Annotated in this window: 18 protein-coding genes; 6 read left to right on the forward strand and 12 right to left on the reverse strand. The window is 73.7% G+C overall.

Going from position 1 to position 25016, the window contains the following annotated elements; all coding sequences use genetic code 11:
• Positions 1-4: 4 nt before the first annotated feature.
• From AB0Q96_RS19590 to AB0Q96_RS19605, 4 genes are read left to right on the forward strand one after another with little or no spacing between them, the layout of a single operon-like run.
• Positions 5-748, forward strand: coding sequence for a class I SAM-dependent methyltransferase (locus AB0Q96_RS19590; protein WP_365327018.1), 744 nt, complete (start codon positions 5-7; stop codon positions 746-748).
• Positions 745-1350, forward strand: a complete 606-nt coding sequence (locus AB0Q96_RS19595; protein ID WP_365327019.1) for a dTDP-4-dehydrorhamnose 3,5-epimerase family protein — start codon at positions 745-747, stop codon at positions 1348-1350. The genes AB0Q96_RS19590 and AB0Q96_RS19595 overlap by 4 nt, the downstream gene beginning before the upstream one ends.
• Entirely contained in the window at positions 1337-2311 is a 975-nt protein-coding gene (locus AB0Q96_RS19600) for an NAD-dependent epimerase/dehydratase (protein ID WP_365327021.1), read from the forward strand. The genes AB0Q96_RS19595 and AB0Q96_RS19600 overlap by 14 nt, the downstream gene beginning before the upstream one ends.
• Positions 2312-2315: 4 nt before the next feature.
• Positions 2316-3284, forward strand: a complete 969-nt coding sequence (locus AB0Q96_RS19605) for a Gfo/Idh/MocA family oxidoreductase (RefSeq protein ID WP_365327023.1) — start codon at positions 2316-2318, stop codon at positions 3282-3284.
• Between the two features lie 24 nt (positions 3285-3308).
• Here the strand turns inward: AB0Q96_RS19605 and AB0Q96_RS19610 are convergent, their stop codons facing one another.
• Together AB0Q96_RS19610 and AB0Q96_RS19615 are read right to left on the reverse strand one after the other, a co-directional pair.
• Positions 3309-4505, reverse strand: a complete 1197-nt coding sequence (locus AB0Q96_RS19610; protein ID WP_365327025.1) for a class I SAM-dependent methyltransferase — start codon at positions 4503-4505, stop codon at positions 3309-3311.
• 66 nt (positions 4506-4571) lie between these two features.
• On the reverse strand, positions 4572-5369 hold the full coding sequence (locus tag AB0Q96_RS19615; protein ID WP_365327026.1) for an FkbM family methyltransferase: 798 nt from the start codon (positions 5367-5369) through the stop codon (positions 4572-4574).
• Positions 5370-5579: 210 nt separating this feature from the next.
• Between AB0Q96_RS19615 and AB0Q96_RS19620 the strand changes: the two genes are divergently transcribed.
• Both AB0Q96_RS19620 and AB0Q96_RS19625 read left to right on the forward strand, forming a co-directional pair.
• Positions 5580-6743, forward strand: a complete 1164-nt coding sequence (locus tag AB0Q96_RS19620) for a macrolide family glycosyltransferase (RefSeq protein ID WP_365327028.1) — start codon at positions 5580-5582, stop codon at positions 6741-6743.
• Positions 6740-7954 (forward strand): nucleotide disphospho-sugar-binding domain-containing protein, encoded by a 1215-nt coding sequence (locus tag AB0Q96_RS19625; protein WP_365327030.1) that lies wholly within the window; start codon positions 6740-6742, stop codon positions 7952-7954. Before AB0Q96_RS19620 ends, AB0Q96_RS19625 begins: the two co-directional genes overlap by 4 nt.
• A 6-nt stretch (positions 7955-7960) precedes the next feature.
• On the opposite strand, the gene AB0Q96_RS19630 is transcribed toward AB0Q96_RS19625, so the two are convergent.
• From AB0Q96_RS19630 to AB0Q96_RS19675, 10 genes are all read right to left on the reverse strand, one after another.
• Entirely contained in the window at positions 7961-8563 is a 603-nt protein-coding gene (locus AB0Q96_RS19630) for a copper resistance CopC family protein (RefSeq protein WP_365327032.1), read from the reverse strand.
• 88 nt (positions 8564-8651) lie between these two features.
• Positions 8652-9329, reverse strand: a complete 678-nt coding sequence (locus AB0Q96_RS19635) for a hypothetical protein (RefSeq protein ID WP_365327034.1) — start codon at positions 9327-9329, stop codon at positions 8652-8654.
• A gap of 224 nt (positions 9330-9553) precedes the next feature.
• Positions 9554-10531, reverse strand: coding sequence for an NUDIX hydrolase (locus tag AB0Q96_RS19640; RefSeq protein WP_365327036.1), 978 nt, complete (start codon positions 10529-10531; stop codon positions 9554-9556).
• A 3-nt stretch (positions 10532-10534) separates the two neighbouring features.
• Entirely contained in the window at positions 10535-16630 is a 6096-nt protein-coding gene (locus AB0Q96_RS19645) for a hypothetical protein (protein WP_365327038.1), read from the reverse strand.
• A gap of 122 nt (positions 16631-16752) precedes the next feature.
• Positions 16753-17955, reverse strand: a complete 1203-nt coding sequence (locus AB0Q96_RS19650) for an LLM class flavin-dependent oxidoreductase (protein WP_365327198.1) — start codon at positions 17953-17955, stop codon at positions 16753-16755.
• Complete coding sequence (locus AB0Q96_RS19655) at positions 17949-19289, reverse strand: NtaA/DmoA family FMN-dependent monooxygenase (protein WP_365327040.1); 1341 nt, start codon at positions 19287-19289, stop codon at positions 17949-17951. Before AB0Q96_RS19655 ends, AB0Q96_RS19650 begins: the two co-directional genes overlap by 7 nt.
• Before the next feature lie 140 nt (positions 19290-19429).
• Positions 19430-20344 (reverse strand): fumarylacetoacetate (FAA) hydrolase, encoded by a 915-nt coding sequence (locus AB0Q96_RS19660; protein ID WP_365327042.1) that lies wholly within the window; start codon positions 20342-20344, stop codon positions 19430-19432.
• Between the two features lie 110 nt (positions 20345-20454).
• The gene (locus AB0Q96_RS19665; RefSeq protein WP_365327044.1) at positions 20455-21753 is read right to left on the reverse strand and encodes a pyridoxal phosphate-dependent aminotransferase; all 1299 of its coding nucleotides are present in this window, start codon (positions 21751-21753) and stop codon (positions 20455-20457) included.
• Positions 21754-22149: 396 nt separating this feature from the next.
• Complete coding sequence (locus tag AB0Q96_RS19670) at positions 22150-23865, reverse strand: AMP-binding protein (protein WP_365327046.1); 1716 nt, start codon at positions 23863-23865, stop codon at positions 22150-22152.
• Entirely contained in the window at positions 23862-24998 is a 1137-nt protein-coding gene (locus tag AB0Q96_RS19675; RefSeq protein ID WP_365327048.1) for a Glu/Leu/Phe/Val dehydrogenase dimerization domain-containing protein, read from the reverse strand. The genes AB0Q96_RS19670 and AB0Q96_RS19675 overlap by 4 nt, the downstream gene beginning before the upstream one ends.
• Between the last annotated feature and the right edge of the window lie 18 nt (positions 24999-25016).

Consider the following 25016-nt stretch of genomic DNA (forward strand, 5'->3'; position numbering starts at 1 on the left):
CCCCATGCCCACCGTCGCGGACACCGTGATCTACCAGCGCGCGGACGTCTACCACGACTTCTACCAGGGCCGAGGCAAGGACTACCGCGGCGAGGCCGCACACGTGGTCGACCTCGTCACGTCCCGCAGGCCGGACGCCGCCTCCGTGCTCGACGTCGCCTGCGGGACCGGGGCACACCTGCGCGAGCTGGCCGGCTCCTTCGGGGAGGCGGTCGGCGTGGACCTCTCCGAGGAGATGCTCGCCGTCGCGAGGCGCCACGCCCCCGCCCTGCCCTTCCACCAGGGGGACATGCGCGACTTCCGGCTCGGCCGCCGCTTCGCCGCGGTCACCTGCATGTTCAGCTCGGTCGGCTATCTCGCCACGGCCGAGGACCTCCACCGAGCGGTACGGAACCTCGCCGACCACCTGGAACCCGGGGGCGTGCTGATCGTGGAACCCTGGTGGTTCCCCGACGACTTCCTCTCCGGCTGGGTGGCCGGCGATGTCGTCACCGTCGGCGGACGGACCATCTCCCGGGTCTCCCACTCGGTGCGCGACGGCTCGACCAGCAGGATGGAGGTGCACTACACCGTGGCCGCCACCGGGACGGGCATCGAGCACTTCACGGACACCCATGTGATGACGCTCTTCGACCGCGCGACCTACGAGGCCGCCTTCCACGGGGCGGGCCTGCGGGCCGAGTTCCTGAGGCCCGAGCCCCGTACGACCGGACTCTTCGTCGCCACGCACCGGGGCGGCACGCCGTGAAGGTACGCGAGCTGGGCATCGCGGGCGCCTACGCGTTCACTCCCGAGGTCTTCCACGACGAACGGGGTTCGTTCTGTTCGCCGCTCCAGGAGGTCCCCTTCGCGGACGCGGTCGGCCGGGGGCCGTTCCCGGTCGCCCAGGCCAGCACCAGCCGGTCACGGCGCGGTGTGGTGCGCGGGGTGCACTTCACGGCCCTGCCCCGCTCGATGGCCAAGTACGTCCAGTGCGTCGGCGGCCGGGCGCTCGACATCGTGGTCGACGTCCGGGTCGGTTCGCCGACGTTCGGGCGTTCGGAGGCGGTGGAACTGTCCCCGTCCGAGCCCTCGGCGCTGTACCTGCCCGTGGGGGTGGGCCACCTGTTCGTCGCCCTGGAGGACGACACGGTGATGGTCTACCTGCTGTCGACGAGCTACCAGGCGGACAAGGAACGCGCGCTGGACCCCTTCGACCCCGAGCTCGGCCTCGCGCTCCCCGCGGGACTCGACCCGGTGCTGTCCGCCCGCGACCGTGAGGCGCCCTCGCTCGCCGCCGCGCTGGACGCGGGGCTGCTGCCGGAGTACACCGCCTGCCGAGCCGAGGAGGCCCGCCATGCCCGGGGCTGACCGACCGCTCGTCGTCGTGCTCGGCGCTTCCGGGTTCGTCGGCTCCGCCGTCACCACGATCCTGTCCGAACTGCCCGTGCGGGTCCGGGCCGTGGCCCGCCGCCCGATGACCGTGCCCGAAGGGGTCGAGGCCCACCGGGCCGATCTCACCCGACCGGGTTTGCTCGCCGAGGCGGTGGCGGACGCCGACGCGGTCCTCCCGTTCGCCGCCCTGATCCGCGGTGCCGCCGGCTGGCGCGTCGCCGAGGACGACGACGCCGCCGAGCGGACCCACGTCGGCCTGATCCGCGACCTCGTCGCCGCGTTGTCCGCCCGCCGGGGTGTCCCGCCCGTCGTGGTGTTCCCCGGCAGCAACACCCAGGTCGGGAAGATCACCGGGGACCGTCTCGACGGCACGGAGGAGGACCACCCGGAGGGGGTGTACGACCGGCAGAAGCTCACCGCGGAGCGGCTGCTGAAGGACGCCACCCGGCAGGGCAGGCTGCGGGCGACGAGCCTGCGGCTGCCACCCGTGTTCGGCGCCCCGGCCGCCCCCACCACCGACGACCGGGGCGTGGTCTCCACCATGATCCGCCGCGCGCTCGCCGGTGAGCCCCTCACCATGTGGCACGACGGAACCGTCCGCCGCGACCTGCTGTACGTCGAGGACGCGGCGCGGGCCTTCGTCGCCGCGCTGGACCACGCCGACCGGCTCGCCGGCCGGCACTACCCGGTGGGCTCGGGGCGGGCCGCGCCCCTGGGCGAGGTGTTCCGGGACGTCGCCGGCGCCGTCGCACGGGCCACCGGAGCGCCACCGGTACCCGTCGTCTCCGTTCCGCCGCCCCCGCAGGCCGAGGGGACGGACTTCCGCAGCGTGCGCGTCGACCCGTCCGCGTTCGTCGCGGCGACCGGGTGGCGGCCCCTGGTGCCGTGGGACGAGGCGCTGGCGCGGACGGTGGCCGCCCTGGCCACCGCGCGGTGAGCCCGTGCCCGCGCTGAGGATGGCCGTGATGGGCTGCGCGGACATCGCGGTGCGCAGGGTGATGCCCGCGATGGCCGGCTCCGCCCGGGTGGAGCTGGTGGCCCTGGCCAGCCGGGACGCGGACAAGGCCAGGGCCGCCGCCCGCCCGTACGGCTGCCGCGCGGTCCACGGCTACCAGGGGCTGCTCGACGATCCCGGTGTCGAGGCGGTGTACGTGCCGCTGCCCTGCGCGCTGCACGCGGACTGGGTGGAGGCCGCCCTGAGGGCCGGGAAGCACGTCCTGGCGGAGAAGCCGCTGACCCCCGCCCCGGAACGGGCGGCGGAGTTGTTCGCGCTGGCACGCCGGCACGGTCTTGCCCTCATGGAGAACATCATGTTCCTCCACCACCCCTTGCACGCGGCCGTGCGCGAGCTGATGGAACAGCGGGCCATCGGTGAACTCCGCTCGTTCCGGGCCGAGTTCACCGTTCCCCGCCGGGCGCCGGACGACATCCGCTACCAGTCGGCCCTCGGCGGCGGCGCCCTGCTCGACACCGGGGTGTACCCGGCGAGAGCGGCGCTGCACCTGGTGGGCCCGGAGCTGACGCCGGTGTCGGCCGCACTGGTGCGCGGCCCCGGATTCGCCGTCGACACCGCGGGAGCGGCGATCCTGCGCTCGCCGGAGGGCGTGCTCGTCCAGCTCGGCTTCGGGCTCGACCACGGCTACCGCTCCGCGTACGAGCTGGCCGGCACCCGGGGACGGATCGTCGTCGATCGCGCGTTCACCCCGCCCGCGGACCACGCGCCCGTCCTGCGCCTCGAAACCGGGACCGGAGTGGAGGAACGGCGGCTGGCGCCGTACGACCAGGTGGCGGCGACGCTGGTGGCCTTCGCCGACGCGGCCGCGGCCGGCCGCTCGCCGGACGCCCACGGCAGCGTCCGGCTGGCCGGGCTGCTCCACGACATCCGGGAACGCGCGGGGAGCACGCCCTGATCGGGCGTGCTCCCCGGTCCCGCGTCATCCCTCGTCGGTCGCCCGCAGGCCGTCCCCACCCCAGTCCACCCGTGTCATCTCCTCGTGGCTCATCAGCGTCCGGGGGATCCACGAGGGGCTGGGGCCCTCCGCGTTCACCCCCTTGTCGAAGACCGCCATGCTGCGGTAGAAGTGCGCGCCCGTGAGGGTGCGGGTCACCTCGTCCGGTGCGACGCCGCCCTCCTCCTGGTCCTCGTACGTGAGTCCGTCCACGAGCCGCTTCAGGTACCCCATGCTGGTGGCCGGATCGTCGCGGCGACGCGAACTCCCGCCGTACCCGGCCCAGTACGAGGTCTGGAGGTCCTCCACCACGTACAGGCCACCGGGCCGCACCAGGGGGAAGAGCGTACGGAAGGTGGTGATCACGTCGGGGCAGTAGTGGCTGCCGTCGTCGATCACGATGTCGATGGGGCCGATCCGCTCGCCGAGGGACGACAGGAACTCCGGGTCGGAGAGGTCGCCCTGGAGGGTGTGGATGCGCGGTTCGCGCAGCGCGGACTTGTCGAAGACGTCCACGCCGTGGACGAGCGCCCGGGGGAAGTAGCGCTTCCACATCCGGAGCGAGGCACCGCCCGCCGCCGGATCGCCGTATCCGCCGATGCCGAGCTCGACGATGGTCAGCGGACGGTCCCGCAGCGGGGCGAAGTGCCGCTCGTAGTGGGGGGTGTAGTAGTGCAGGCCCCACTTGTCCGAGCCGTTGCGCAGGGACAGGTCGGCCAGGTCCGCGGCCTGCTCGGTGGTGCCACGCACCAGGCGCCGCACCACGTCGAAGACGTGCATGGAGGAGCCGAGCGCCTCGACGTCCTCCAGGTCGTTCCAGACGATGCTCAGGTTCTGGCAGCCGGCGGAGCGCCACCCGCCGTAGACGGCGCGCACCAGTTCCAGGAGGTCGACCGTGACGGTGGCGTGCGCGGCCTTCGGCGCACCGGGGTGGTGACCGGCGGTCTTGCCGGCCACCACGTGGTGCGCCACGACCTCGCCCTCGAAGGCGAGGTCGAACCGTACGGTGATCGGGGTGCGTTCCGCCCCCGGAACCTCGTCGAGGTCCGCCCGGTCGACGAGTTCGCCGACGACCAGGCCGGCCGCCCGTGCCACGCCGAGCTCGTGGAGGACGGGACCGGCGTCACCCTCCGCGGCGAGGATGAGCCGGCGCAGATCGTGTAGTTCCCGATTGGCAGTCATACCGGCCGATGCTGGTGGCCCGCGCTATAACCCGCCTTGAGCCGTCGCGTACGACGGCTCGCCCGCTCAGGAACGCCGGGCCAGCACGATGTGCACGCTGCCGCCGCTGTAGACCTCCTGCTGTGACCGGCTCACCCGGAAGCCCTTCTCCTCCAGCAGGTTCACCACCTCGGTCAGCCGCCCGTGGACGTCGTGCACCTCGACCGCGATGTTCCGGACCTTCGGCCAGTCGTCCTCGCCGATGCCCCGCAGGACGGCGAGCTCGGACCGCTCGACGTCGATCTTGAGCAGGTCCACCGAGGCGAGGCCGTGCTCCGCGATCAGCTCGGACACCGTCGTCACGGGTACCCGGTACGTCTCCACCCGGCTGCGGAAGCCGTCCCAGTAGGCGTCCCGCTCCTCCTGCGGCAGACCGAGGTTGGTGAGCACGGCGTCGATGTTGCGCCGGTCGTCCTTCTCGTCGACCTCCAGGGTCGCCATGGTCTCGTCGGCCGGGTAGAAGGTGAACTCGGCCGTACCCGGGACGTCCGCGACCGCCTTGTTGACCGCGGTGCCGCCCGGCAGGTGATCGGCGAAGTTGCGCGCCAGGCAGGCGAAGGTGGGGGCCGCGGGTTCACAGGCGACGACCCGTACCCCGGGCACCTGGTCGGCGACGAACAGCGAGCTCAGACCGACGTGGGCACCGATGTCGACCAGCGTGTCGCCCGCCCGCAGGTTCTGCAGCTCGTTGAGGTAGATGCTGGTGGAGACCTCGTACCAGACGATCTTCGTGGTCTCCTCGCTCAGGCAGTGCAGCACGCGCCCGTCCGGCAGGGTGTACGTCTCGGGGGCAAGCCGTCCGGAGCCCGGGACCGTGTCCGTCATCGTGCGTCACCTTTCGTCGAGGACCGTTTCCGCCCGCCGACTGTGCCTCCCCGCGCTATGGGGCGACTCGACCACGCCTCGCGGCCCTCCTCGCCGACGCCTCCACAGAGCGTTGAGCGGTCTTCGAGCCCCCGCGCACATCCTCGGTGCGGATGCCCCGGTGGAGCACCCGGTGCTGACGGCACGTCAAGGTTGTGGAGGACACGACACATGCATGTGGCTTTCCTTACCCCGAACGCCTACGGACACGTCCTGCCCCCGTTGCCGCTGGTACGGGAACTGGTCCGGCGAGGGCACCGCGTCAGCTTCGCGGTCGGGCCGGGCCTCGCGCACCTCGTCAAGGAGGCCGGCGCCGACCCGATCGTGCTGCCCACGGAGCTCCAGGACCCTCCGATGACCGAGCACTTCACCACCGAGAACCTGACGCAGGTGCTCCGGATCGGGCTCGACGAGCGCCGCGCGTCCATGCCGGTCCTGATGGAGTACTTCCGGGGCGACGAGCCCGACCTCGTCTGCACCGACCAGCTCGACTACCACGGGCGGCTGCTCGCCGAGACGCTGTCGGTGCCGTACGCCTACCTCATCCCCACGATGGCGACGAGCGACGAGTCGTCCCTGTACGACCTCCTGATGTCGGAGCCCCTCGACCCCACCTATCCGCCGCTGGTCCGGGCACAGCGGGAGTCCATGGAGTTCTTCGCCTCCTACGGCGTGTACGAGGAGCTGAACGCCGCCGAACCGGCCCCGCTGAACCTGGTCTTCGTCCCGGCGGAGTTCCAGACCGGCGCCGACGGGTTCGACGAGACCTTCCACTTCATCGGCCCCGGCATCGGCGACCGTGCCCATGAGGGCGCGTACCGGCCCAAGGACCCCGACGCCCCCCTGCTGTACATCGCGCTCGGTACGATCTGGAACGACCGGCCGGAGTTCTTCGGCCACTGCATGGACGCCTTCTCGGGCACCGACTGGCAGGTCGTGATGGCCGTCGGCGGCAAGGTCGACCTCGGGGGCCGGTCCGTACCGCCGAACTTCGACATCCACCGCCACCTGCCCCAGCTCGCCGTACTGCGGCAGGCCGAGGTCTTCCTCACCCACAACGGCATGGGCTCCACGATGGGAGCCGTGTACTGCGGGGTCCCGATGGTCTCCGCCGCACAGGTGCCGGAGCAGCTGGCCAACGCCCGGCGCGTCGAGGAACTCGGTCTGGGCAGGATGCTCACCGACATGTCGGCGGACGGCATCCTCACCGCCGTCACGTCGGTCGCCGGCGACGCGAGGATCCGCCGGGCGGTGGACGACTTGTCCCGTCGGGTGAACGAGGGTCCCGACGGCGCGGCGCGCGGCGCCGACCTCCTGGAAGCGTACGTGCGATGAGGATCCTGTTCGTCACCGGCGGAAGCCCCGCGACGGTCTTCGCCGTCGCGCCGCTCGCCGTGCAGGCCCGCCTGTCCGGCCACGACGTCCTGGTCGCCACCACCGAGGAGATGGCACCGTTCGTCACCTCCGTGGGCCTGCCCGCGGTGCCCGTCACCGACGGCACCATGCTCCGGTTCATGTTCCACGACCGCGACGGGCAGCCGCTCGACCTGCCGGCGGACCCCGAGGAGCGGCTCTTCTTCAACGGCCGCGGCTTCGGCAGGCTCGCCACCGCGAGCCTGCCCGGCCTGCGCGTACTCGCCGCCGAGTGGCCGCCCGACCTGGTCGTCGGCGGCTCCCTCTGCTACGCGGCCCCGCTGCTCGCCGCGGAACTCGGCATCCCGTCGGTCCGGCACACCTGGGACCTGGGGGAGCCGCCCGGCATCGACCAGGGCGCCGACGCCGAACTCGCCCCCGAACTACGGCTCCTGGGCCTGGACGGCGTCCCGTCGACCGACCTGTGGGTCGACATCTGCCCGCCCAGCCTGCGCGACCCCGCGCCGGGGCCCCGTCAGGACATGAGGTTCGTCCCCTACAACGAACAACGGGCACTGGAGCCGTGGACCTACCGCCGGGGCCCGCGACCACGGGTCTGCGTCACCGCCGGCAGCCGGGTCTCCCAGGACGAGGAGGTCGCCTACCTGCGCGAACTCGTCGACAGCATCGCCGGCTTGGACGTCGAGGTGGCCGTCGCCGCCCCGCAGGCCGTCGCCGAACGCCTGCGCGCCGACCTGCCCGGAGTCAGGGCCGGCTGGCTGCCGCTGGACACCCTCCTCACCACCTGTGACCTCATCGTGCACCACGGTGGCGGGCAGACCGCGCTCAACGCCCTGAACGCGGGCGTTCCCCAGCTGCTCATCCCGAACATCCCCAAGATGTTCCCGCCCTGCGACCGCATCGCCGCCCACGGCTCGGCGATCACCCTGAAACCGGGCGAGCAACACCGCGACCGCCTCCGCGAGGCCGCGCAGGAGCTCCTGTACACCCCCTCCTACCGCGACCGCTCCCGATCGGTGCGGGCGGAGATCGCCGTCCAGCCCTCCCCGACCGAGGTCGTTGGCGCGCTCCAGGCCCTGGTGGACACGCACGCCGCCGGGGCCGACGGGGGCTGTGCCGGCGAGGTGGGTCAGGTCATCGCCGATCCGATGGGAACGGAGGGCGCGGCGTGACCGAGGTCATCGGTCGGCGTCGTCCGCGTTCCGCCTCTGGCGTCGCACCGTGACGGTCATCGCCGCGATCAGGCCGACCACTCCGATGCCGAAGCCGATCCCGACGGCCTTGAGGCTGGTCACCGCCCGCTCTCCGGAGGCCACCGCGGAACGGGAGAGGGTGGAGGTGGGGGATGGCGTGGGGGTGGAAGCGCCGGGGTGCTTCGGGGGGACCGGCTCGCGGATCGTGAAGGTCGACGTTCCCGTCACCGGGTGGCCGTCGGCCGATACGACGCGGTAGCCCACCGTGTAGCGGCCGGCGGTGTCCGTGGGCCTGAGCTTCAGGGTGACCTCGCGACCCGTCACCGCCGGGGCCCCGTCGCCGAGGGGCTTGCCGTCCGGGCCGGTGACGGTGAGCTGGGCGTCCTTCCGTGCCACGGCGTCGCTGAACGTGAGGGTGACCGCGCCCGGGGCGGTGGCGAGGACCGCGCCGTTCGCCGGGTCGGATGTGTTCAGGTCCGTGTGGGCGGCGGCCTGTGGAGCGGTGAGTGCCAGCAGGGCGGCGACCGTGGCGGGGGCGAGCAGGGAGCGCACTGCCGTACGGGCGGCGCGCGGGTGCTTGAGGCGCATGGTGAGGGGGATCTCTCTGCGGCGGTGTGGGGAGGAGACCGTCCGTACGGTGCGTCGGCGTTCGCCCGCGGTGTCGTGCGTCTGCGCGTCAGACCGCCGGGCGGAAGCCGGTCGCGGCCGGCGGCCGGAACGGGTTCGGGAGGAGCGTGACTCCGGCGGGCGGTGCGCGGCCGGGGCGCGGGTGGGCGGGGGCGGCCGGGCGCAGCGGCGTCACCTCGCCGAGCGTGCGGGGTACGGGGCGGTGCGCGGCCGGGGCGGCACCCAGCAGGGGCAGCAGGGCGCGCACGATCCGCAGGGCCGAATCGGCGACGGGCCGCGCCCGCAGGAGCAGCGACTCGGTCGTGCCCAGCAGGCGCGCGGCGAGCACGAGCGTGACGGCGTGGCCGCCCAGCAGGACGGAGGGGCCAGGACCGGCGGGTACGTGTTCGGCCAGGCCCGTCAGACGGCCGCCCCCGGCCTGCGCGTCGGTCAGCGCCGAGCACGCCTCCGGGAGCACGTAGCAGAGGTGGTACGCGAGCTGCGCGCCGACGAACGCCGCCAGCAGCTGGGCGTCGGTGAGCCTCCGCCGGGTGACGGCGAGGCTCAGGGACAGCGCGAGCGCGGTGACCGGGGCCGGCCCCAGGGGGCGCCCCGTATGCCCCTGCGACAGGGCGTGCCCGCCGACCGGCAGCAGCACGCACAGCACCGACAGCACCCCGGCCCGCGCCGCGCGCAGCGCGCCCGCCCACGGCTGGACACCGTACGGAATGCGGAGCGCGGCGACCATGGCGGGCTTTCGGAGGAGGCGTACGAGAGAGGCGTACGGGAAGGGCGGCGGTGGTTCTCGGGGTGCGGCGAGCGGCCGCAACGCAGCGTACCGGCCCCTCCCCGGCGCCCACCCACCGGCCGCCCGCGTCGCCCTCGTCCGGTGTGTGGGAGGTGCGGCGCCCGGCCCGTTGCCTCCTGTACCCGAAGAGCTGACCGCCGCACACCACGCTGCCCGAGCGGCCGCTACATCAGCAGCGGTATCAGCGAGAGGCCCAGTCCCAGGACGCCGATGACGAGGCCGGCGACCTCCCACGGGCGGTCGCGGAGGACGTCGCGGAAGGAGCGGTGCTGGATCGTGGGCAGGCTCCACGGCAGGCCGGCGAGGCTGCCGGGGAGGGAGTCGTCCAGGCGGGCGAGGGCGACGACGTTGAGGGTCGCGCCGTCGAGCTGGGCCGCGGGGTCGAGGAGGGTGTCCTCGGGGACCCAGCGGCCGCCGGGGCCGACGGGGACCGCCGTCGCCTCGGTCTCCAGCTGGAAGAAGGTGATCCGGTACTCCGTCACCGCGCCCACGGTCCGGGACAGCTGGGTGACGGGCACCGTGCCCAGCTCCTTCAGCCGGTCCCGGCCCGGGGTGTGCGTGTAACCCGGGAGCTCCTCCTCCAGCTCGCGGACGGCCGCCGCGCGGACGTCCGCGTCCGAGGAGCGCACATGGCCGCCCGGCAGCTGGTACTGGCGGGCGCGGGCGTCGTACAGGAGCAGGTAGTGGGCCCGGCCGCCGCGGCCCCGCAGGCGGGTCTTCACCACGACCTGGGCGACCTCCGTGCGGCGCAGCGGGGCCGCGTCGGGGGCGAGGGACAGGCGCCGCTCCTCGGCCAGGTAGAGGAACTGCGGGCCGGAGAGGACCTGTCGGCCCGTGTACGGCGGCTCGGCCGTGCCCGGGCGCTCCCAGTTGTCCAGGAGCGAACGGCCCTCCCGTACGTACGAGGCGAGGCTGCGGAGGAAGAAGCGGGCCTGCGGGCTGACGGCCACCACGCCCCCCTCCGCCGTGCGCAGCACGCCGAACGCGCCCAGCAGCGCCTGCGCCGTCGACGCCGCCGCCTCGGCCGTCGGCCCGTCGAGGCCCGCCCGGCGGCACAGCTCGGCGAGCGGGACCGGGGGGCCGTCGTGGTCCGCGGCGGCCTCCAGGAGCGCGGCGATCGCGGCGCTGTCGGGTGCGGGCATCGGTCAGACCTCCTTGCTCGGGTTGCGGAGCAGCCAGATGCCCGGGTTCGTCTCCCGGGTCTCCCACCCGTACGTCTCGACGAGCCGGCGGAGGGAGTGTTTGCGGGTCGCCCGCGTGTAGGTCTCGGGGCCCCAGAGCTCCCGCAGTTCGTGCCCCAGGTCGGTGAGCGCGATCTCCTCGCCCTCGGGCACCAGTCGCGCGACCAGCGCGCGCAGGTCCGCCGCCATGTCCACCACCGCGGCCGGTGTGGCGGGCGGTATGGCGGCCGGTGCGCCCGCGCCAGCCTCCGCCGCCTCCGGAGGGGTCGCCGAGGCCGGCGAGGCCGCCGGGCCCGCCGCAGGCGCCACGGCCTCCACGGCCCCCACAGCCGTGCGGTGCGGGACGTGCACCCCCGGGCCGGTCTCCTCCAGCCACCAGCCCGGTTCGCGTTCGATGCGCTTCTTCAGCGAGGCTCCGACCTCGGACGTGTACGTGTCGCCGAGGGCGGCGCGGACCATGGCGCCGATGAGCTGGAGCGTGGGCGTCCTGCCCTGCCGGGTGAGTTCGTCCACCGCGTCGGCCAAGGCCACCGTGAAGGAGGAGGCGGACGGCGGCGGTTGCTGCTGCTTGGGGGGAGCCTCGGTGGCGGACTGGATCACGTGGATGCCGGGGAGGACCTCGTGCAGGGTCCAGTCCGGGTGGCGCTCGATCCGGCGCTTCAGCGAGCCGTCGACCAGCTGCTCGTAGTCCTTCCGGAAGCGTTTCACCAGGGCGCGCTTCACCTTGTAGAAGGTGGGCGCGCCGCCCCCGTTGGCCTGCTTCAGCTCGGCGACCACCTCGGCCAGGGCCTCGCCGAACACGTCGGCCCGCTCGGGCTGCCGTGGCGCCGCCGGCGTCTCCCCGCGGGGTTCCGGTACGCGGCCGAAGACCGTACCCGTGGTGAGGGCGAGCATCCGGTTGCCCTGGGTGCCGGTCTGCTTCAGCCACTCCAGCTTGGGCCACAGCCGGCCGAGCGACGTGAGCCCGAGCCGGTCCGCCAGCGGCTTGCCGCCCGTGAAGCGCGCCTCCAGCCACTCCTCCAGCTCGCGCGCGGGCACCGCCGGGACGCCCTGGGACAGGCGCTCCTCGACCTCGTACCGCAGATCGGTCGCGACCCGCTCGGCGAGCCGCTCCACGTCCACGACCTCGCCCTCGACCAGGGTCGCCGTCTCGGGGAACAGCTCCAGGCCACGGGCGACGCGCCCTCCGTTGCGGTCCATCTCGACCATGAGCGCCCGGACGATCTGGCCGCGCACCGGGCCGCCCGCGAGCGGAGTGCGCACGTCGTCGGTGGTGAAGCGGGCCCACCCGTGGTCGACCATGTCGACGATGCCGTGGCCCTCCGCCTTGTTGACGAAGGTGATGCGGCCCAGCTCCGGGGCCTCCCCGGAGGCCGGCGTCCGCCGGTCCTGGTGGCCCGCCCCGTTCGCCCCGGCGGAACCGTTCGGGCCGTTCCGCAGGCGTACGAGTGGATCGGCACCGTCCCGCTCGATGTACAACCGGTCCGATTCCGCGAGGAGTTCGGCGATGTCCGCGCCGTCGTACCGGAACCGGGCGGCGACCCGCTCGGTGAGCCGGGACAGCCGGGGCGCGTCGCCGACGGTCTGCCACGCCTCCAGGAGCGAGACGCAGAAGTCCAGCTTCCGCTGCCGGGTGAGGGTGACGGCCCGCTCCGCGACCTGGGCCGGCGCCAGCCGTACGGGCTGCCGGGCCGCCAAAGCCCGCGCGGGACCGGCCGGCACCGTCTGCCGGGCCCGCAGCGCGTGGTCGAGGTGGCCCCGCTGCACGTCCCAGGCGCGCGGCCCCTCCGGGCTCAGGCCGAGGAAGAAGTTGACCGGGGTGGTCTCGTCGGCGTCCGGCAGGAACGTGCCCCGGGACGGCACGAAGAAGGCCGAGACGGCGCCTTCGAGCTGGATCCGGCCCGCCTGGGGGCCCCGGATGAAGTCGATGACCCCGTTGACCCGCTGGAGGTGGGTGGTGTTGCTCCAGAACATCTCCCGGCGGTTCCACTCGCCCAGGTCGCTGTCGGCGATGAGCGGATACCAGTCGGGTCCGGTGGAGAGCCACAGGTACGAGCGGTTGGAGCGCCCCACCACGTACCGCTCGGCCTGCTGCTGCTCCACGCGGAAGGCCTCCACGTCGTTGCTGCGCCCGGTGAACCACAGCTGGAAGAAGAGGCAGTACCGGTAGTAGTGGGCGCGCCACGAGGGGAAGCGGTCGGCCCAGAGCTGGAGTTGGGAGAGGGCCTCGTCGATGTCGAAGTCGGGGAGCAGCTTGTACGCCTCGAACCAGAGCCGGTAGTCCTCCTCCTTGCAGCCGGTCCTGGACAGGTTCTGCCGGGCCAGCTCGACGATGCGGGCGAGTTCGGCGTGGTCGAGCTCCCGCCAGCTGCGCCCGCCGCGCACGTAGTACGCCTGGGCGAGGGCCCGCTGCATCATGGGGGTGCTGCGGGCGCCGGCGACGGCCAGCTCCCACAGCTCGACCACCGAGTCGAGGTCGCCGTACAGGCGCTTGATGTCGGCCTGGCAGCGCGTCAGGTAGTCGTCGCGCTGGTCCAGCGTCCCGTACAGCTGGGCGGCCTCGTTCAGCAGGAAGTTCGCGTCGGCCAGGTTGTCGGCGACCCATTCGCTGGCGTCGGAGCTGAGTTCGGCGATCGACGAGACGCGGGCGGCGTCCTTGATGGCCTTGGCCACGTCGACGATGGCCTGCACATGGGTGACGTAGCCGTAGATGTTCTCCGGGTTCAGGTTCCGCGCGGTGGCGAAGCAGTCGACGGTCTGGGCGAACCAGCGGTCGGCGACCGCCATCACGGACTGCACCCCGCGCCGCTTGGCGTCCCGCAGCGCCTGCCGCATCCGGCTCCGGCGGGCGAGCCCCAGGGTGTGGTGGTGGAGGAAGTCCCACTCCGCCAGCTCCACCGCGCGCGTGACGTACTCCTCCGCCTTGTCGAGCTCCCGGTCCAGGCGGTACATCTGGTGCCGGCCCAGGTGGTTCCAGAAGTGCGGCTCGTCCGGCACGTGTTCGGTGAGGGTCTTCAGCACCTGGTGCGCCGAGTTGAGGTCCAGCTGCTCGATCAGCGGGGCGAAGTTGCGCCGGTCCTCCACGCCGTCGGCGGTGCCGCCCTGCCGGTCCACGAACATCTGGCGCAGCAGCACCCGCACCGGGTCGGAGGACACGTCGGTGGCGCCGGCCAGCGCCTGGATGAAGTCGATCGACAGGTCCTTGAGGTGCTGCTTCCACCGGTCGTCGTTGAGGAGTTCGGCCAGCACCTGCTCGGCCAGGAGCTGGTGCTGGAGGCGCACCCGCCCGTTGCGGACGGCCACCAGCCGGGCCGCCTCGGGGCCCAGCACGTCGGACAGGTGCAGCTCCGCCGACGGCGTGGAGACCCGCATCAGCTTCTGCACCAGCTCCCGCTGGAGCCCGGTGTTGGAGTAGATCGTGGCCAGCGCGAGGTACTGCATCACCTCGCGGGCCCGGCCCCGTACGTGGTCCAGGTGGGTGCGGACGTACGCGGAGAGCTTGGTGAACTCCCGCTCGAAGGTGATCAGTCCGTAGAAGAAGGGGGTCCGGTAGCGCTCGTAGGCCGGGGTGCCGAGCAGGCGCAGCTCGTCGATCCGGTGCTGGTCCTGCGTCAGCGACGCGTAGCGGCCGAGGAAGTCGGCGGTCTCCTGCTCGTCGAGGGGCTCCGAGACCTGGAGGGCGCCGCCCCGGTTCGCCTCGTTGATGCCCCGCCTGACGTAGAGCACGGTCAGCGGGGTGTTGCGCCGGGCCGACTCGCGGTACAGCCCCTCCCGGTATGCCTCGCTCAGGTCGCCCGCCTCGGCGACCAGCAGCACCGGCAACTGCGTGATGGTGTACAGCAGATGGAGCCGGTCGGCGACGAGCGGGATGCGTGCGGGGCCGACCGGGACGCCCTGCGGGAGCACCGCCACCGGATACTCCTGGTGCAGGTCCCAGGCGGCCCGCAGCGCCGCGGTGGTGCCACCCGCGCCCGGCCGGTGCTCGACGACCACGGTACGGGTGCGGTGCTGCTTGAGGCTGTCGCGCAGGGCCGCGACCATGGCGTCGTTGACGGCGCGGACCACGTCCCGGCCGGCGTCGAGGTCGTCCCAGCCGATGAGGCCGCCGCGCCAGAACGCGTCGTTGTCGCTCCGGCCGCCGGGCGGCGCGGACGCCTCGATGCCGTCGTGCAGGACCACCAGGTGCTCGCGGAGCTTCTGCATGGTCTCCGGCGAGATCGCCGCCGTGCCGTTGTCGAGGGCGGGCACCGTGTAGTCGAGGTACTCGCCGCTCGTGCCCAGCGTCGCCGTGAGCCGCTCCAGCAGGTCGTCCACGGGCAGCGGCACCCGGACCAGCGGGACGTCGGGGCGCAGGTCGGCCAGGCCCACGTGGACGAAGGTCGCCTGCCCTTCGAGCATCTCGTCCATCGTCTCGATGACCTTCAGCAGCCGGTCCCGGCCCGCCGTCGGCGCGGACTCGGTGCCGCCTTCGAGGACCAGGACGTACACCGGGGTGTCCCCGACGAACTGGTGGAACGAGGCGGTGAGTCTGCGCACCGTGTCCAGGCGGCGGATCACCCACTGGCGGCCCTCCAGGGGAGGTTCCCTGCGCAGTACGGACCCCGCGCTCAGCAGCCACGCCGTGCCCCGCGCGTAGTCGGTCACCGGGCGGTCCTCGGTGAACAGGTGCACCGCGCGCTGCGTGCTGAGGACCGGCCCGGCCCGGTGGTGCAGGCCGTCGCCGTCCGAGGCCGGGTCGAGGTCGACCACCAGCGACCAGGGGATGCGCCCGAGCGCCGAGACGGACGCGGCGCGCGGGAGCTGTTCCGCGACCAGGACCCAGCGGGCCGCCTGCGGGGAGAACCCGGAGACGGTGCCCCAGAACGACTCCCACAGCTCCTCGCGGACCCGCAGCTCCTCCTCCGCCGCCTCGGGCGCGGGCACGGCGGGCGGTCGGGCCGCCTGGGCGAAGGTCCGGCGGTAGCGCAGGGCGTACCAGCCCGCGTAGGCGAGGCAGAGCCGGGTGCGTTCGTCGTCGGACGGGAAGCGCCGCGCCCACATCAGGGCGGCGGCCATGCGCACCAGCATGAACTGGCGGCGCAGGTGGTCGACCCGGCCCGGCTGCCGCACCACCCAGTCCAGGATCCCGGACCGGGACCGCTGCAGGAAATCGACGAGCCACTGGCAGTCGTCCGGCACGGACTTGACCGAGCTGTCCTCCGCCGCCTCCAGGCACCGGGCGAGGACGGGCCGCCGGATCGACGGGAGGATGTTCACCAGGACGCTGACCTCCAGATAGGCGAGGTCGTAGCCGGCCACCGAGCGGCGCGCCTGGTCCACGTCGACGATCCAGAACGCGTCGTCGTCCGCGTCGACCTCGTCCCGGGGCACGAGGACGTTGCCGGTGTTGAGGTCGCCGTGGCAGATGCCGCCCATCACGGGCAGCCCGCCTTCCTCGGTCTCGCCCAGGACGGTGAGCGGGTTGAGGAAGGCGTGCCCGTCCTCCTGGTGCATCTCGCCGCTGAACAGCGCGGGGACCACGGCCTCGCAGGCGGCGAGCCGGGTCTCGCCCGCGATGTCCAGGAGCAGGTCGCGCGGGCGCATCCGGGTGACCGAACTCGGGTCGGCCCAGGCGTCCATGAGGTCGCGGGAGAGCGTCTGCGCGCAGCGCAGCAGCCCGGTGGAGCCGCCGCGCGGCGGGACGTACCAGCTGAGGCTGTCGCCGGCGAGCCGGTGCAGCGACACCACCACGCGGTCGTCGCCCTGGCGCCGCTGCGCGATGTGGAGCAGCCGCGGGACGTGCCGTTCGGCGAACTCCGGGTCCGCGCCCCGGATCAGCTGATGCGCCGCCAGTTCGTTGGCCTGGGCGAGGTCCTCCTCCTCGGGGCCGACCCGCAGGACGTACGTGCCGGCCGGCAGGTCCCCGGTGTCGCCGGAGATGTCCACGCTGACGAGCTCGGCGCCGGAACGCCCGCCGGGCATCGGTTCGAAGAGGAAGGCCGCCGAGGGCAGCCAGAGGCCGAGGGCCTCCAGCGCGAGCTCCTGGTGCACGGCACGGGTGAGCCGCAGAGTGCTTTCCATGGACTACCCGCCCCCCGCTCAGGCCCCGGTCGCCGGCCGCTCGCGACGCTCCGGTCACCAGCCTGTTGTACCACCCGGCGGGGAGGACCGTGAGGCGTCCGGCGAACCGCTTCCGCGCCCGCTCACCCCTTCGCGTAACGGCTGACGGGCCGTTCGAGGCCGAGGTGGCCGCGCAGGGTGTCCGCGGTGTAGGCGGTGCGGAAGGCGCCGCGCCGCCGGAGTTCGGGGACGAGGGCGCGGGTGATCTGCTCCAGGTCGTGGGGGAGGGTCGCGGGGCGGAGGCGGAAGCCGTCGAAACCGAGGGGTTGCCAGTCGAGCAGGAGGTCGGCGAGGGCGGCCGGGGTGCCGGTGAAGATGTGCGCGTCGGAGGCGAGTTCGGCGCCCGCGAGGGTGTCGAGCTCGTCCTTGCGGGCCTTGGCGGCGGTCTCGGTGTCGTCCAGCACGACCACCAGGTCGGCGAAGCGTCTCAGCGGCCGGGCGGCCAGGTCGCGGCCGGTGGTGCGGACCGCCGTGTCGACCTCGGCGAGGATGCGGCGGGCGTCCGCCGGGTCGTCGGGGGTGACGAACACCAGGTCCGAGGCGCGGGCCGCGAACTCGTACGGCGTCGACGCGTGGGCCAGGCTCGCGACGAGCGGCTGGCCCTGCGGAGAGCGCGGGGTGATCGACGGGCCCCGGACGCTGAAGAGCGGGCCCTGGAAGTCGACGGCGTGCAGCTTGGCGCGGTCCACGAAACGGCCCGTGGCCGTGTCCCGTATCTCCGCGTCGTCCTCCCAGCTGTCCCACAGGCGCCGCGCCACCTCCACCACGTCGGCGGCCTCCGCGAACAGCGGGCGCAGCCGCGCGGCGATGTGCTCCTCGCTCCGCACGTCCTCGTCGGTCAGCTGCGGGGTGTCGCGCCGGCCGAAGTGCCGGGCGTCGGCGGCGCGGGAGGCGATCTGCGGCCGCCAGCCGGCCCGGCCGCGGGCGGCGTGGTCGAGGGTCGCGATGCCGATCGCGACGTGGAACGGCTCGGTGTGGGTGACGTTCGTCGTCGGCACCAGGCCGATGTGGCGGGTCAGCGGGGCCACCAGGGCGGCCACCAGGACCGCGTCCAGGCCGCCCCTGACCTGGTCGGTGCGGTCGTCGGGGCGGTGGAAGGCCGCGGACTGCTGGCCCAGGGCGTCCTCCAGGGTGACGAAGTCGAGCAGTCCGCGCTCGGCCTCGGTCACCAGATCGGTCCAGTAGCCGGGCGAGAACAGCTCCGCCGGGCGGGCGTCGGGGGCCCGCCAGGCCGCCGGGTGCCAGCCCGCGCCGTCCAGGGCGACAGCCAGGTGCAGGGTCACGATGCCTCCTTGGGGGACGTGGGGGCGCCGAGGCCCAGGTGTTCGCGGAGCGTGGTGCCCGTGTACTCCTCGCGGAAGACGCCCTTCTCCTGGAGCAGCGGGACCACCCGGTCCACCACGCCGTCCAGGCCGTCGGGCGTCAGGTGCGGTACGAGGACGAAGCCGTCGGCGCCGTCGCTCTGCACGAAGTGGTCGATGGCGTCGGCGACCGTGCGCGGGCTGCCCACGAACGTCTGGCCGCCGTGCACCTCGATCATCAGCTCGCGGATGCTCAGCGAGCGCTCGTCGGCCAGCTTCCGCCACCGCCGGGCGGTCTCCTCCCGGCCCTTGCGGAACACCGAATGCCCCTTCAGGACCAGGGATTCGGGCTCCGGGTCCACGTCCGGCAGCGGGCCGTCCGGGTCGTAGCCGGACAGGTCCCGGCCCCACACGCCCTCCAGGTGCGCGATCGCCGTCTGCGGGCTCACCTGGGCGCGGGTGATCTCGTCGGCGTACGCGACGGCCTCCTCGTCCGTGTCCGCGACGATCGCCGTGGCGGTGGGCAGGATCTTCAACTGCTCGTGCGTGCGGCCGTACTTCGCCAGCCGGGACTTCACGTCCGCGTAGAAGGGGCGCGCGTCCTCCAGCCGGCTGTACTTGCTGAAGATCACGTCCGCGTCCGACGCGGCGAACTCCCGGCCCGCGTCCGACTCCCCGGCCTGGATGACCACCGGATGCCCCTGCGGGCCGCGCGGGGTGGTGAACCGGCCCTCGATGTCGAAGTGCTGCCCGTGATGGGCGAAGCGGCCGGCGCCCGCCCGTACGAACTGCCCGGCCTCGGCGTCGGCGACGACGTCGCCGTCCGCCCAGCTGTCCCACAACTCCCGTGCCGTACGCAGGAACTCGGCGGCCCGCGTGTAGCGGTCGGCCTCGTCGAGGAAGCCGCCGCGACGGAAGTTCTCGCCGGTGAAGGCGTCGTAGCTGGTGACCACGTTCCAGGCCGCCCGGCCGCCGCTCAGCAAGTCCAGGGTCGCCAACCTGCGCGCCACCTCGTACGGCTCGTTGAACGTGGAGTTCACGGTGGCGGCCAGCCCGAGCCGGTCGGTGACGCCCGCGAGGGCGGCGAGCACCGTCAGGTTCTCGGGGCGGCCCACCACGTCGAGGTCGTAGACCTCCCCCTTGTGCTCGCGCAGCCGCAGCCCCTCGGCGAGGAAGAAGAAGTCGAACTTGCCGCGTTCGGCCGCCTGCGCCAGCCGGACGAAGGAGTCGATGGAGATCTGACTCCCGGAACGCGGGTCCTGCCAGACGGTCACGTTGTGGATGGCCGGCAGCTGTACCGCGAGGTGCACCTGTTTCACCGTGCCTCCTCCTTCTCGGTTCTGGGGACGGGGGCCGGTCTGCTGGGACGAGCCTGCCTGGACACCTGTACGAGTGCCCAGGCCGACCGGTGGTGTTTCATGAGCTGTTCACGGGGCGAGGGGTCCGCCCGGTCGCCGCGTCACGAAAGAGGGGCGGGGCTCACGTACGTGACCGTGTTCTCGAACGCGACCCCGTGGCTCTTCACGTCGATCGCGATCCGGTCCCCGTCGGCGATCCGGAAGCCGTCGTGGAAGCTGGCCTCGTCGGCCCCGAGCAGCACGTAGTTGACGAGCCCCGGCCGCCGCACCGCCGGGAACGAGAACAGGTGCTCCACCATGTCCTTCACCCGGAAGTACAGCGCGTCGCCACCGCAGTCGAAGCTGCCCTCCCAGGCGGTCGCGCCGTCCCGGGAGATGGTCACCCGGCCGGTCACCGAGCGCGGCGGCTCGCCCAGGAACAGCCAGGGCGTGAGGGCCGTGTCGCACAGCTTGCAGTACGGGTTGTAGCCCGGGTCCGTGCGGTGCAGGCCGATGTCGCACAGGTCGTTGCCGAAGGTGTAGCCGGCGTAGTGCGGGGTGCCGTCGGCGTCGTTGACGTAGACCAGGGCGACCTCGGGCTCCTCGATCAGCGCCACCGGGTTCGCCGGCACGTTCAGCGTCTCGCCGGGCAGCCGTACCCAGTCGCCGAAGCCCTTGAAGAACCACTTCGGCGGCGTGAACTCGCCGCCCTCCGGCTGGGTCTCGCCGCCCCACTTCTTCCGGTGCGTGCCCATGAAGCCGCTGAGCAGCGCGTTGCCGGTGGCCGTCGGCAGCAGCGGGGGCAGCAGGCGCAGCTCCGCGTCGTCGGCCGCCACGGTGACGCCGGTCGCGCCCTCGGTGACGGCGGCCCGGATCGCCTCCGCCGAACCGTCGGTGGCGATGAAGGCCGCCGCCAGCTGCCCGTCGGCCACGGGGTACAGGGTGTGGGCGGCGCCGGGCTCCCCGGGCGCGCCGAAGCCGACGTGACGCTCGCCGCGGTACAGGGCCTCGAAGAGGGTGGGGATCGGAAGGGTCATGGCAAGGGCCTCCTGAGCGTTCTTGAGAGACATGGGGAAGGGGGGGACGGAAGGGACGGAAGGGGGGAAGGGAGGGGGAGGGCGTGGCGGTCAGGGGGTGGCCGTGGGCGTCACGGGGTGTCCGTGTCCGTGGCCGTCAGGGACGCCACCGCCTCGCCCACCCAGGCCACCGCGTCCCGGATCCACGGCAGGGCCAGCGGGTCCGGGGCCGCGAGGGCGGCGAGTCGCTGCTCGTCGGTGTCGCCGTACAGCCGGCTGGTCGCCACCCGGATCCGCAGGGCCTCGGCGGGTTCGCCGAAGGCGCTCGCGGGGAGCACGCCCACGCCGTGCCGCTCGCTGAGGAAGCGGGCGATGTCGTCGCCGCCGTGGACGGAGTGGACGCGGGCGAGCCGTTCCCGGAGCGGAACGAAGTCCGGGTAGAGGTAGCAGGTCGCCCGTACCGGGGCGAGGCGGGCGCCCGCCGCCGTGAAGTGCCCGGCGACCGCGCGCACCACCGTCTCGTGCAGCCGGCGGCTCGCCGCGATGTGCGCGGTCACCTCCGGCGGCTCGCCGAACGCGTACGCCGCGACCGTCTGCACGGGGGCCGGCGGGCTGGACCAGATCTGGCTGGCCACCGACACGAGACGCGTGTGCAGCTCCCCGCCGAGCTCGCCGTCCGGGAGCCGGGCGACGCCCGTGCGCCAGCCGCCCAGGGCCAGGTTCTTGGTGAGCCCGGTGGTCACGACCGTGCGCTCGGGCGCGTGCAGGGCGGGCGACTCGGCGGGCGCCCCCGTGTCGTACACGAGGTCGCCGTAGATCTCGTCCGACACCACCACCAGGTCGAGCTCCCGTGCCACCGCCGCCAGCCGCCGTACGGTGCCGGGCGAGGCGATCGTGCCGGTCGGGTTGTCCGGCACCGTCACCACCACGGCCCGGGGGTCGCGCCCGGCCGCCCGCGCCGCCAGGACCGCCTCGCGCAGCAGCTCCGGATCGGGCACCCCGCCCTCGCCCGGAGGCGTCGGTACGGGGACGGGGTTGGCCCCCGCGAGCCGCGCCTGGGCCGCGTAGCTGACCCAGCTCGGCACCGGCACCACCACGTCCCCGCCGATCGCGAGCAGCAGCGCGAACAGCAGCGACTTGCTGCCGGGACCGGCCACGACCCGGCCCGGGTCCACGCCGATCCCGCGCCGCGACCAGTACCCGGCGGCGGCCTCCCGCAGTGCCCGGCTGCCGGGCACGGGACCGTACGCGTTCTCGTCGGCCGCGGCCGCGAGGCGCTCCCGCAGCGCGGGCAGCACCGGCAGGCCGATCTCCCCGCTGGCCGTCGACAGGACCCGCTCCCCGGCCAGCCGCCTGCGGGCGAGCGCCTCGTCGGCGGCCAGGGTCGCGGACATCGCGACGGGGGCGGGCGGGGGTGGGGGCGGGGCCATGTCACGCTCCAGGGAAGGGGAGGAAGGGCCGGCGGGGGAGCCGGAGGGCGGTCGGAGGACGGTCGGAGGGCGGCCCGGCGGGGGCGGGTGCCGGCGGGGGCGGGTGCCGGCGGCGCGGTAGCCGGCGGCACGGGTGCGCCAGGTCCGCGTCAGCCGGAGGCCCGGGAATCCGGCGCCGCGGGAATCCGGCGGTCCGGGAATGCGGCACCGCGGGAGCCGTGGCGCGGAATCCGGCGGCGCGGAATCCGGCGGCGCCGGTGCGCCGGGTCCGCGTCAGCCGGGGTCCGGGAATCCGGCGCTGCGGGAATCCGGCGGTCCGGGAATCCGGCAGCGCGGGAGCCGTGGCGCGGAATCCGGCGGCGCGGAATCCGGCGGCGCCGGTGCGCCGGGTCCGCGTCAGCCGGTGGTGGCCGGTCGGGGTCCGTACCGCTGCCTCAGCTCGACCTTCCGGACCTTGCCGGTCAGCGTCTTCGGCAGTGCGGGCAGGAGTTCCACCCGGTCCGGGAGGAAGCGGGCGTCCTGCCCGGCGGCGAGGAGGTGGGCGCGGACCTCTTCGAGGGTCGGGCCGCCGCTCGCGGAGGCGGCGTCCGGCACCACCACGGCGCAGATCACCGCGCCCGCACCGCTCGCGGCACCGCCGGCCCCGGCCGGGTCGCCCGGCAGCCCCACCAGCGCGGCCTCGACCGCCTTCGGGTGCGAGCCGATCACCGCTTCCAGTTCCGTCATCGGCGCCACCACCCCGTCCCGGACGATCGCGTCGCGCGCCCGTCCGATGATGCGGATGCCGCCCCGGCCGTCGTCCCGCGCGAGGTCGCCGGTGTCGAACCAGCCGTCCGCGCCGAACTCCGCCGCGAACGCCTCCTCGCGCCGGTAGTAGCCGAGGGCGAGCGAGGCGCCGCGCACCCGCAGCGGGCCCACGCCGCCGTTCGCGCCCTCGGCGTCGACCCGGGTCTCCATGGCCTCGATGGCGTGCCCGTTGCTGTGCGCCGCCCAGTCCTCGGGGTCGGTGGGCCGGGTCATCGTCACGGGGCCGTTCTCCGACATGCCCCACAGCGAGTACGTACGGGCCCCGAGGGCCGCGTGGACCTCGTCGGCCAGCTCCGCGAGCACCGGCGCCGAGCCGATCACCACGTGCCGGAGGGTGCCGGTGTCGCGCTTCTCCACCCGCTGCGAGGCGACCACGTCCGCGAGGGTCGCCGGCGGCCCGTACAGGAGGGTGGCGCGGTAGCGCTCGACCAGGTCGAGCAGCGCCTCGTTCTTCCGTACGTCCTGGAAGGCGACCGTCCCGCCGAGCATGACGCCCGCGAGGACGCCCTGCGCGAAGCCGGAGTAGTGGACGAGGGGGGTCGACACGGCGGCCACCCAGTCGTCGCCGAGCCCGAACGCCTCGACGTAGCCGCGGACCGCCGAGTGGACGGTGTTCTGGCTGTGCAGCACGCCCTTGGACTCGCCCGTGGTGCCGGAGGTGAACAGCACCACGAAGGGCTCGTCGGCGGTGAGCGCGGCCCGCCCGGCCAGCGTCCCGGCGCCCTCGGGGGACTCCTCCCGCGCCTCGGCCACGAACTGCTCGTGGAAGGAGAGCGCGCCGGCGGGCACCGGGCCGTCGACGACCAGCACGTGCTCCAGGGTGGGCAGTTCGTCCTTGAGCCGGGTCGCGATCTCGGCCAGCGGCGTGCCCGACCACTCGGGCAGCGTGACGCACACCCGGGCCCCGGTGAGGCCGAAGCGGTGCCGCAGCTCCTCCTCGGGGCAGATCGGCGAGATCGGGCAGATGACGGCGCCGACCCGCATGCACGCGAACATCAGCGGCACCATCTCCCAGCGGTTCGGGAGCTGGACGGCGACGAAGTCACCCCGCCGTACGCCGAGTTCGATCAGTGCAAGGGCGAAACGGTCGGTCAGCGCAGCCAGTTCGGCGAAGTCGAGCGTGTCCGTGCGGGACTCGGCGATCCGGCGGCCGGCGATGGCCGTCTTGCGGGGCCGCTCGCGCGCCTGCCGGTACAGGTCGTCGAGGAAGGTCTCGTCCCGCCACCAGCCCCGGCGCCGGTACTCGGCGCCGAGGGCGGGGTCCCGCTCGGCGGGGGAAGGATCTCCGGTCGGGGCGGCCGTCATCCCAGCAGCTCCTTGCGGCGGGTGGCCAGGAGCTCGGGCAGCGGGTCGCCGGCGCGGCCGTCCGCGATCTCCAGCAGGTCCCGGGTGTTCTGCCGCACCCGGTCGCCGACCCAGTCGAACACCCACGCCTTGCGGGCGTCCGCCGCCAGGTCGAAGGGGACGACCCGGGTGACGGCGAGGGCCGCCGAGGCCGCGCCGCCGATGTTGGCGATCACGCCCGGCACCAGCGTGCCGCCCGAGGCCGCGACCTTCTCCTTCGCCGCGGCGGTGGAGGCGAGGTTCGCGCCCTCGACGACCAGGCCGGCCTTCAGCCGGTGGGCGTTCTCGGCGGTGAGCGCGTACTTCTGCGCGGCGAGGATCAGCAGGTCGGCCGGCACGTCGAGCCAGGCGTCCGGGGCGGTGGACACCGTGACGCCCTGCGGCAGGCGGGCCCGGTCGATGCGCCCGAAGTCGTCGGTGATGGCGACGAGTTCGTCGACCGGCAGTCGGTCGGCGCTGATCGTGCCCTGGACGTCGGCGACGCCCACGACGATGTGCCCGCGCTCCTCCAGGAACCGCGCCACGGCCCGGCCGACGGCGCCGAAGCCCTGCACGACGACCCGGGCGAACTCGCTGCGGCCGCGGGCCTCCAGGGCGGTGAGCGCGGCGACGCCGACGCCGTGCCCGGTGGCGTCGATCAGCGGCTCGTAGTAGGTGCGCCAGTCGATCGGCATGTCGGGCGCGCCGAGCCGGAACCGCGGGTCGTAGCCGGCCTCGTCGAAGAAGACGGCCCGGTCGGCGGGGGTGACGCCCATGTCGATGCCGAGGTGGATCCCGCCGTGCAGCAGCGGCTTCACGGTGCGCCCGAAGGTGCGGAAGGTCCGCTCGCGGTCCGCGCCCTCGGAGTTGCCGGCGTCGGCGACGATGCCCGCCTTCGCGCCGCCGATGCGCAGGCCCGCGAGGGTGAACTTGTCGGTCATGTCGCGGGCGAGACCGGCCACCTCCTCCTCGGTGACCCCGGTCGTCATCCGGGTGCCGCCCATCGCGAGGCCGTCGACGAGCGTGTCGACGACCACCCAGCCCTTGATCGAGCCGCGGCTCCCGTTGAGGTGAACGGTGAACGCGGGCTCCTGCGGGTTCTCCACAGCGCTCATGTGACAAGTCCTTGTGTC

Source organism: Streptomyces sp. NPDC093111 (genome assembly GCF_040683955.1).
Lineage (GTDB): Bacteria > Actinomycetota > Actinomycetes > Streptomycetales > Streptomycetaceae > Streptomyces.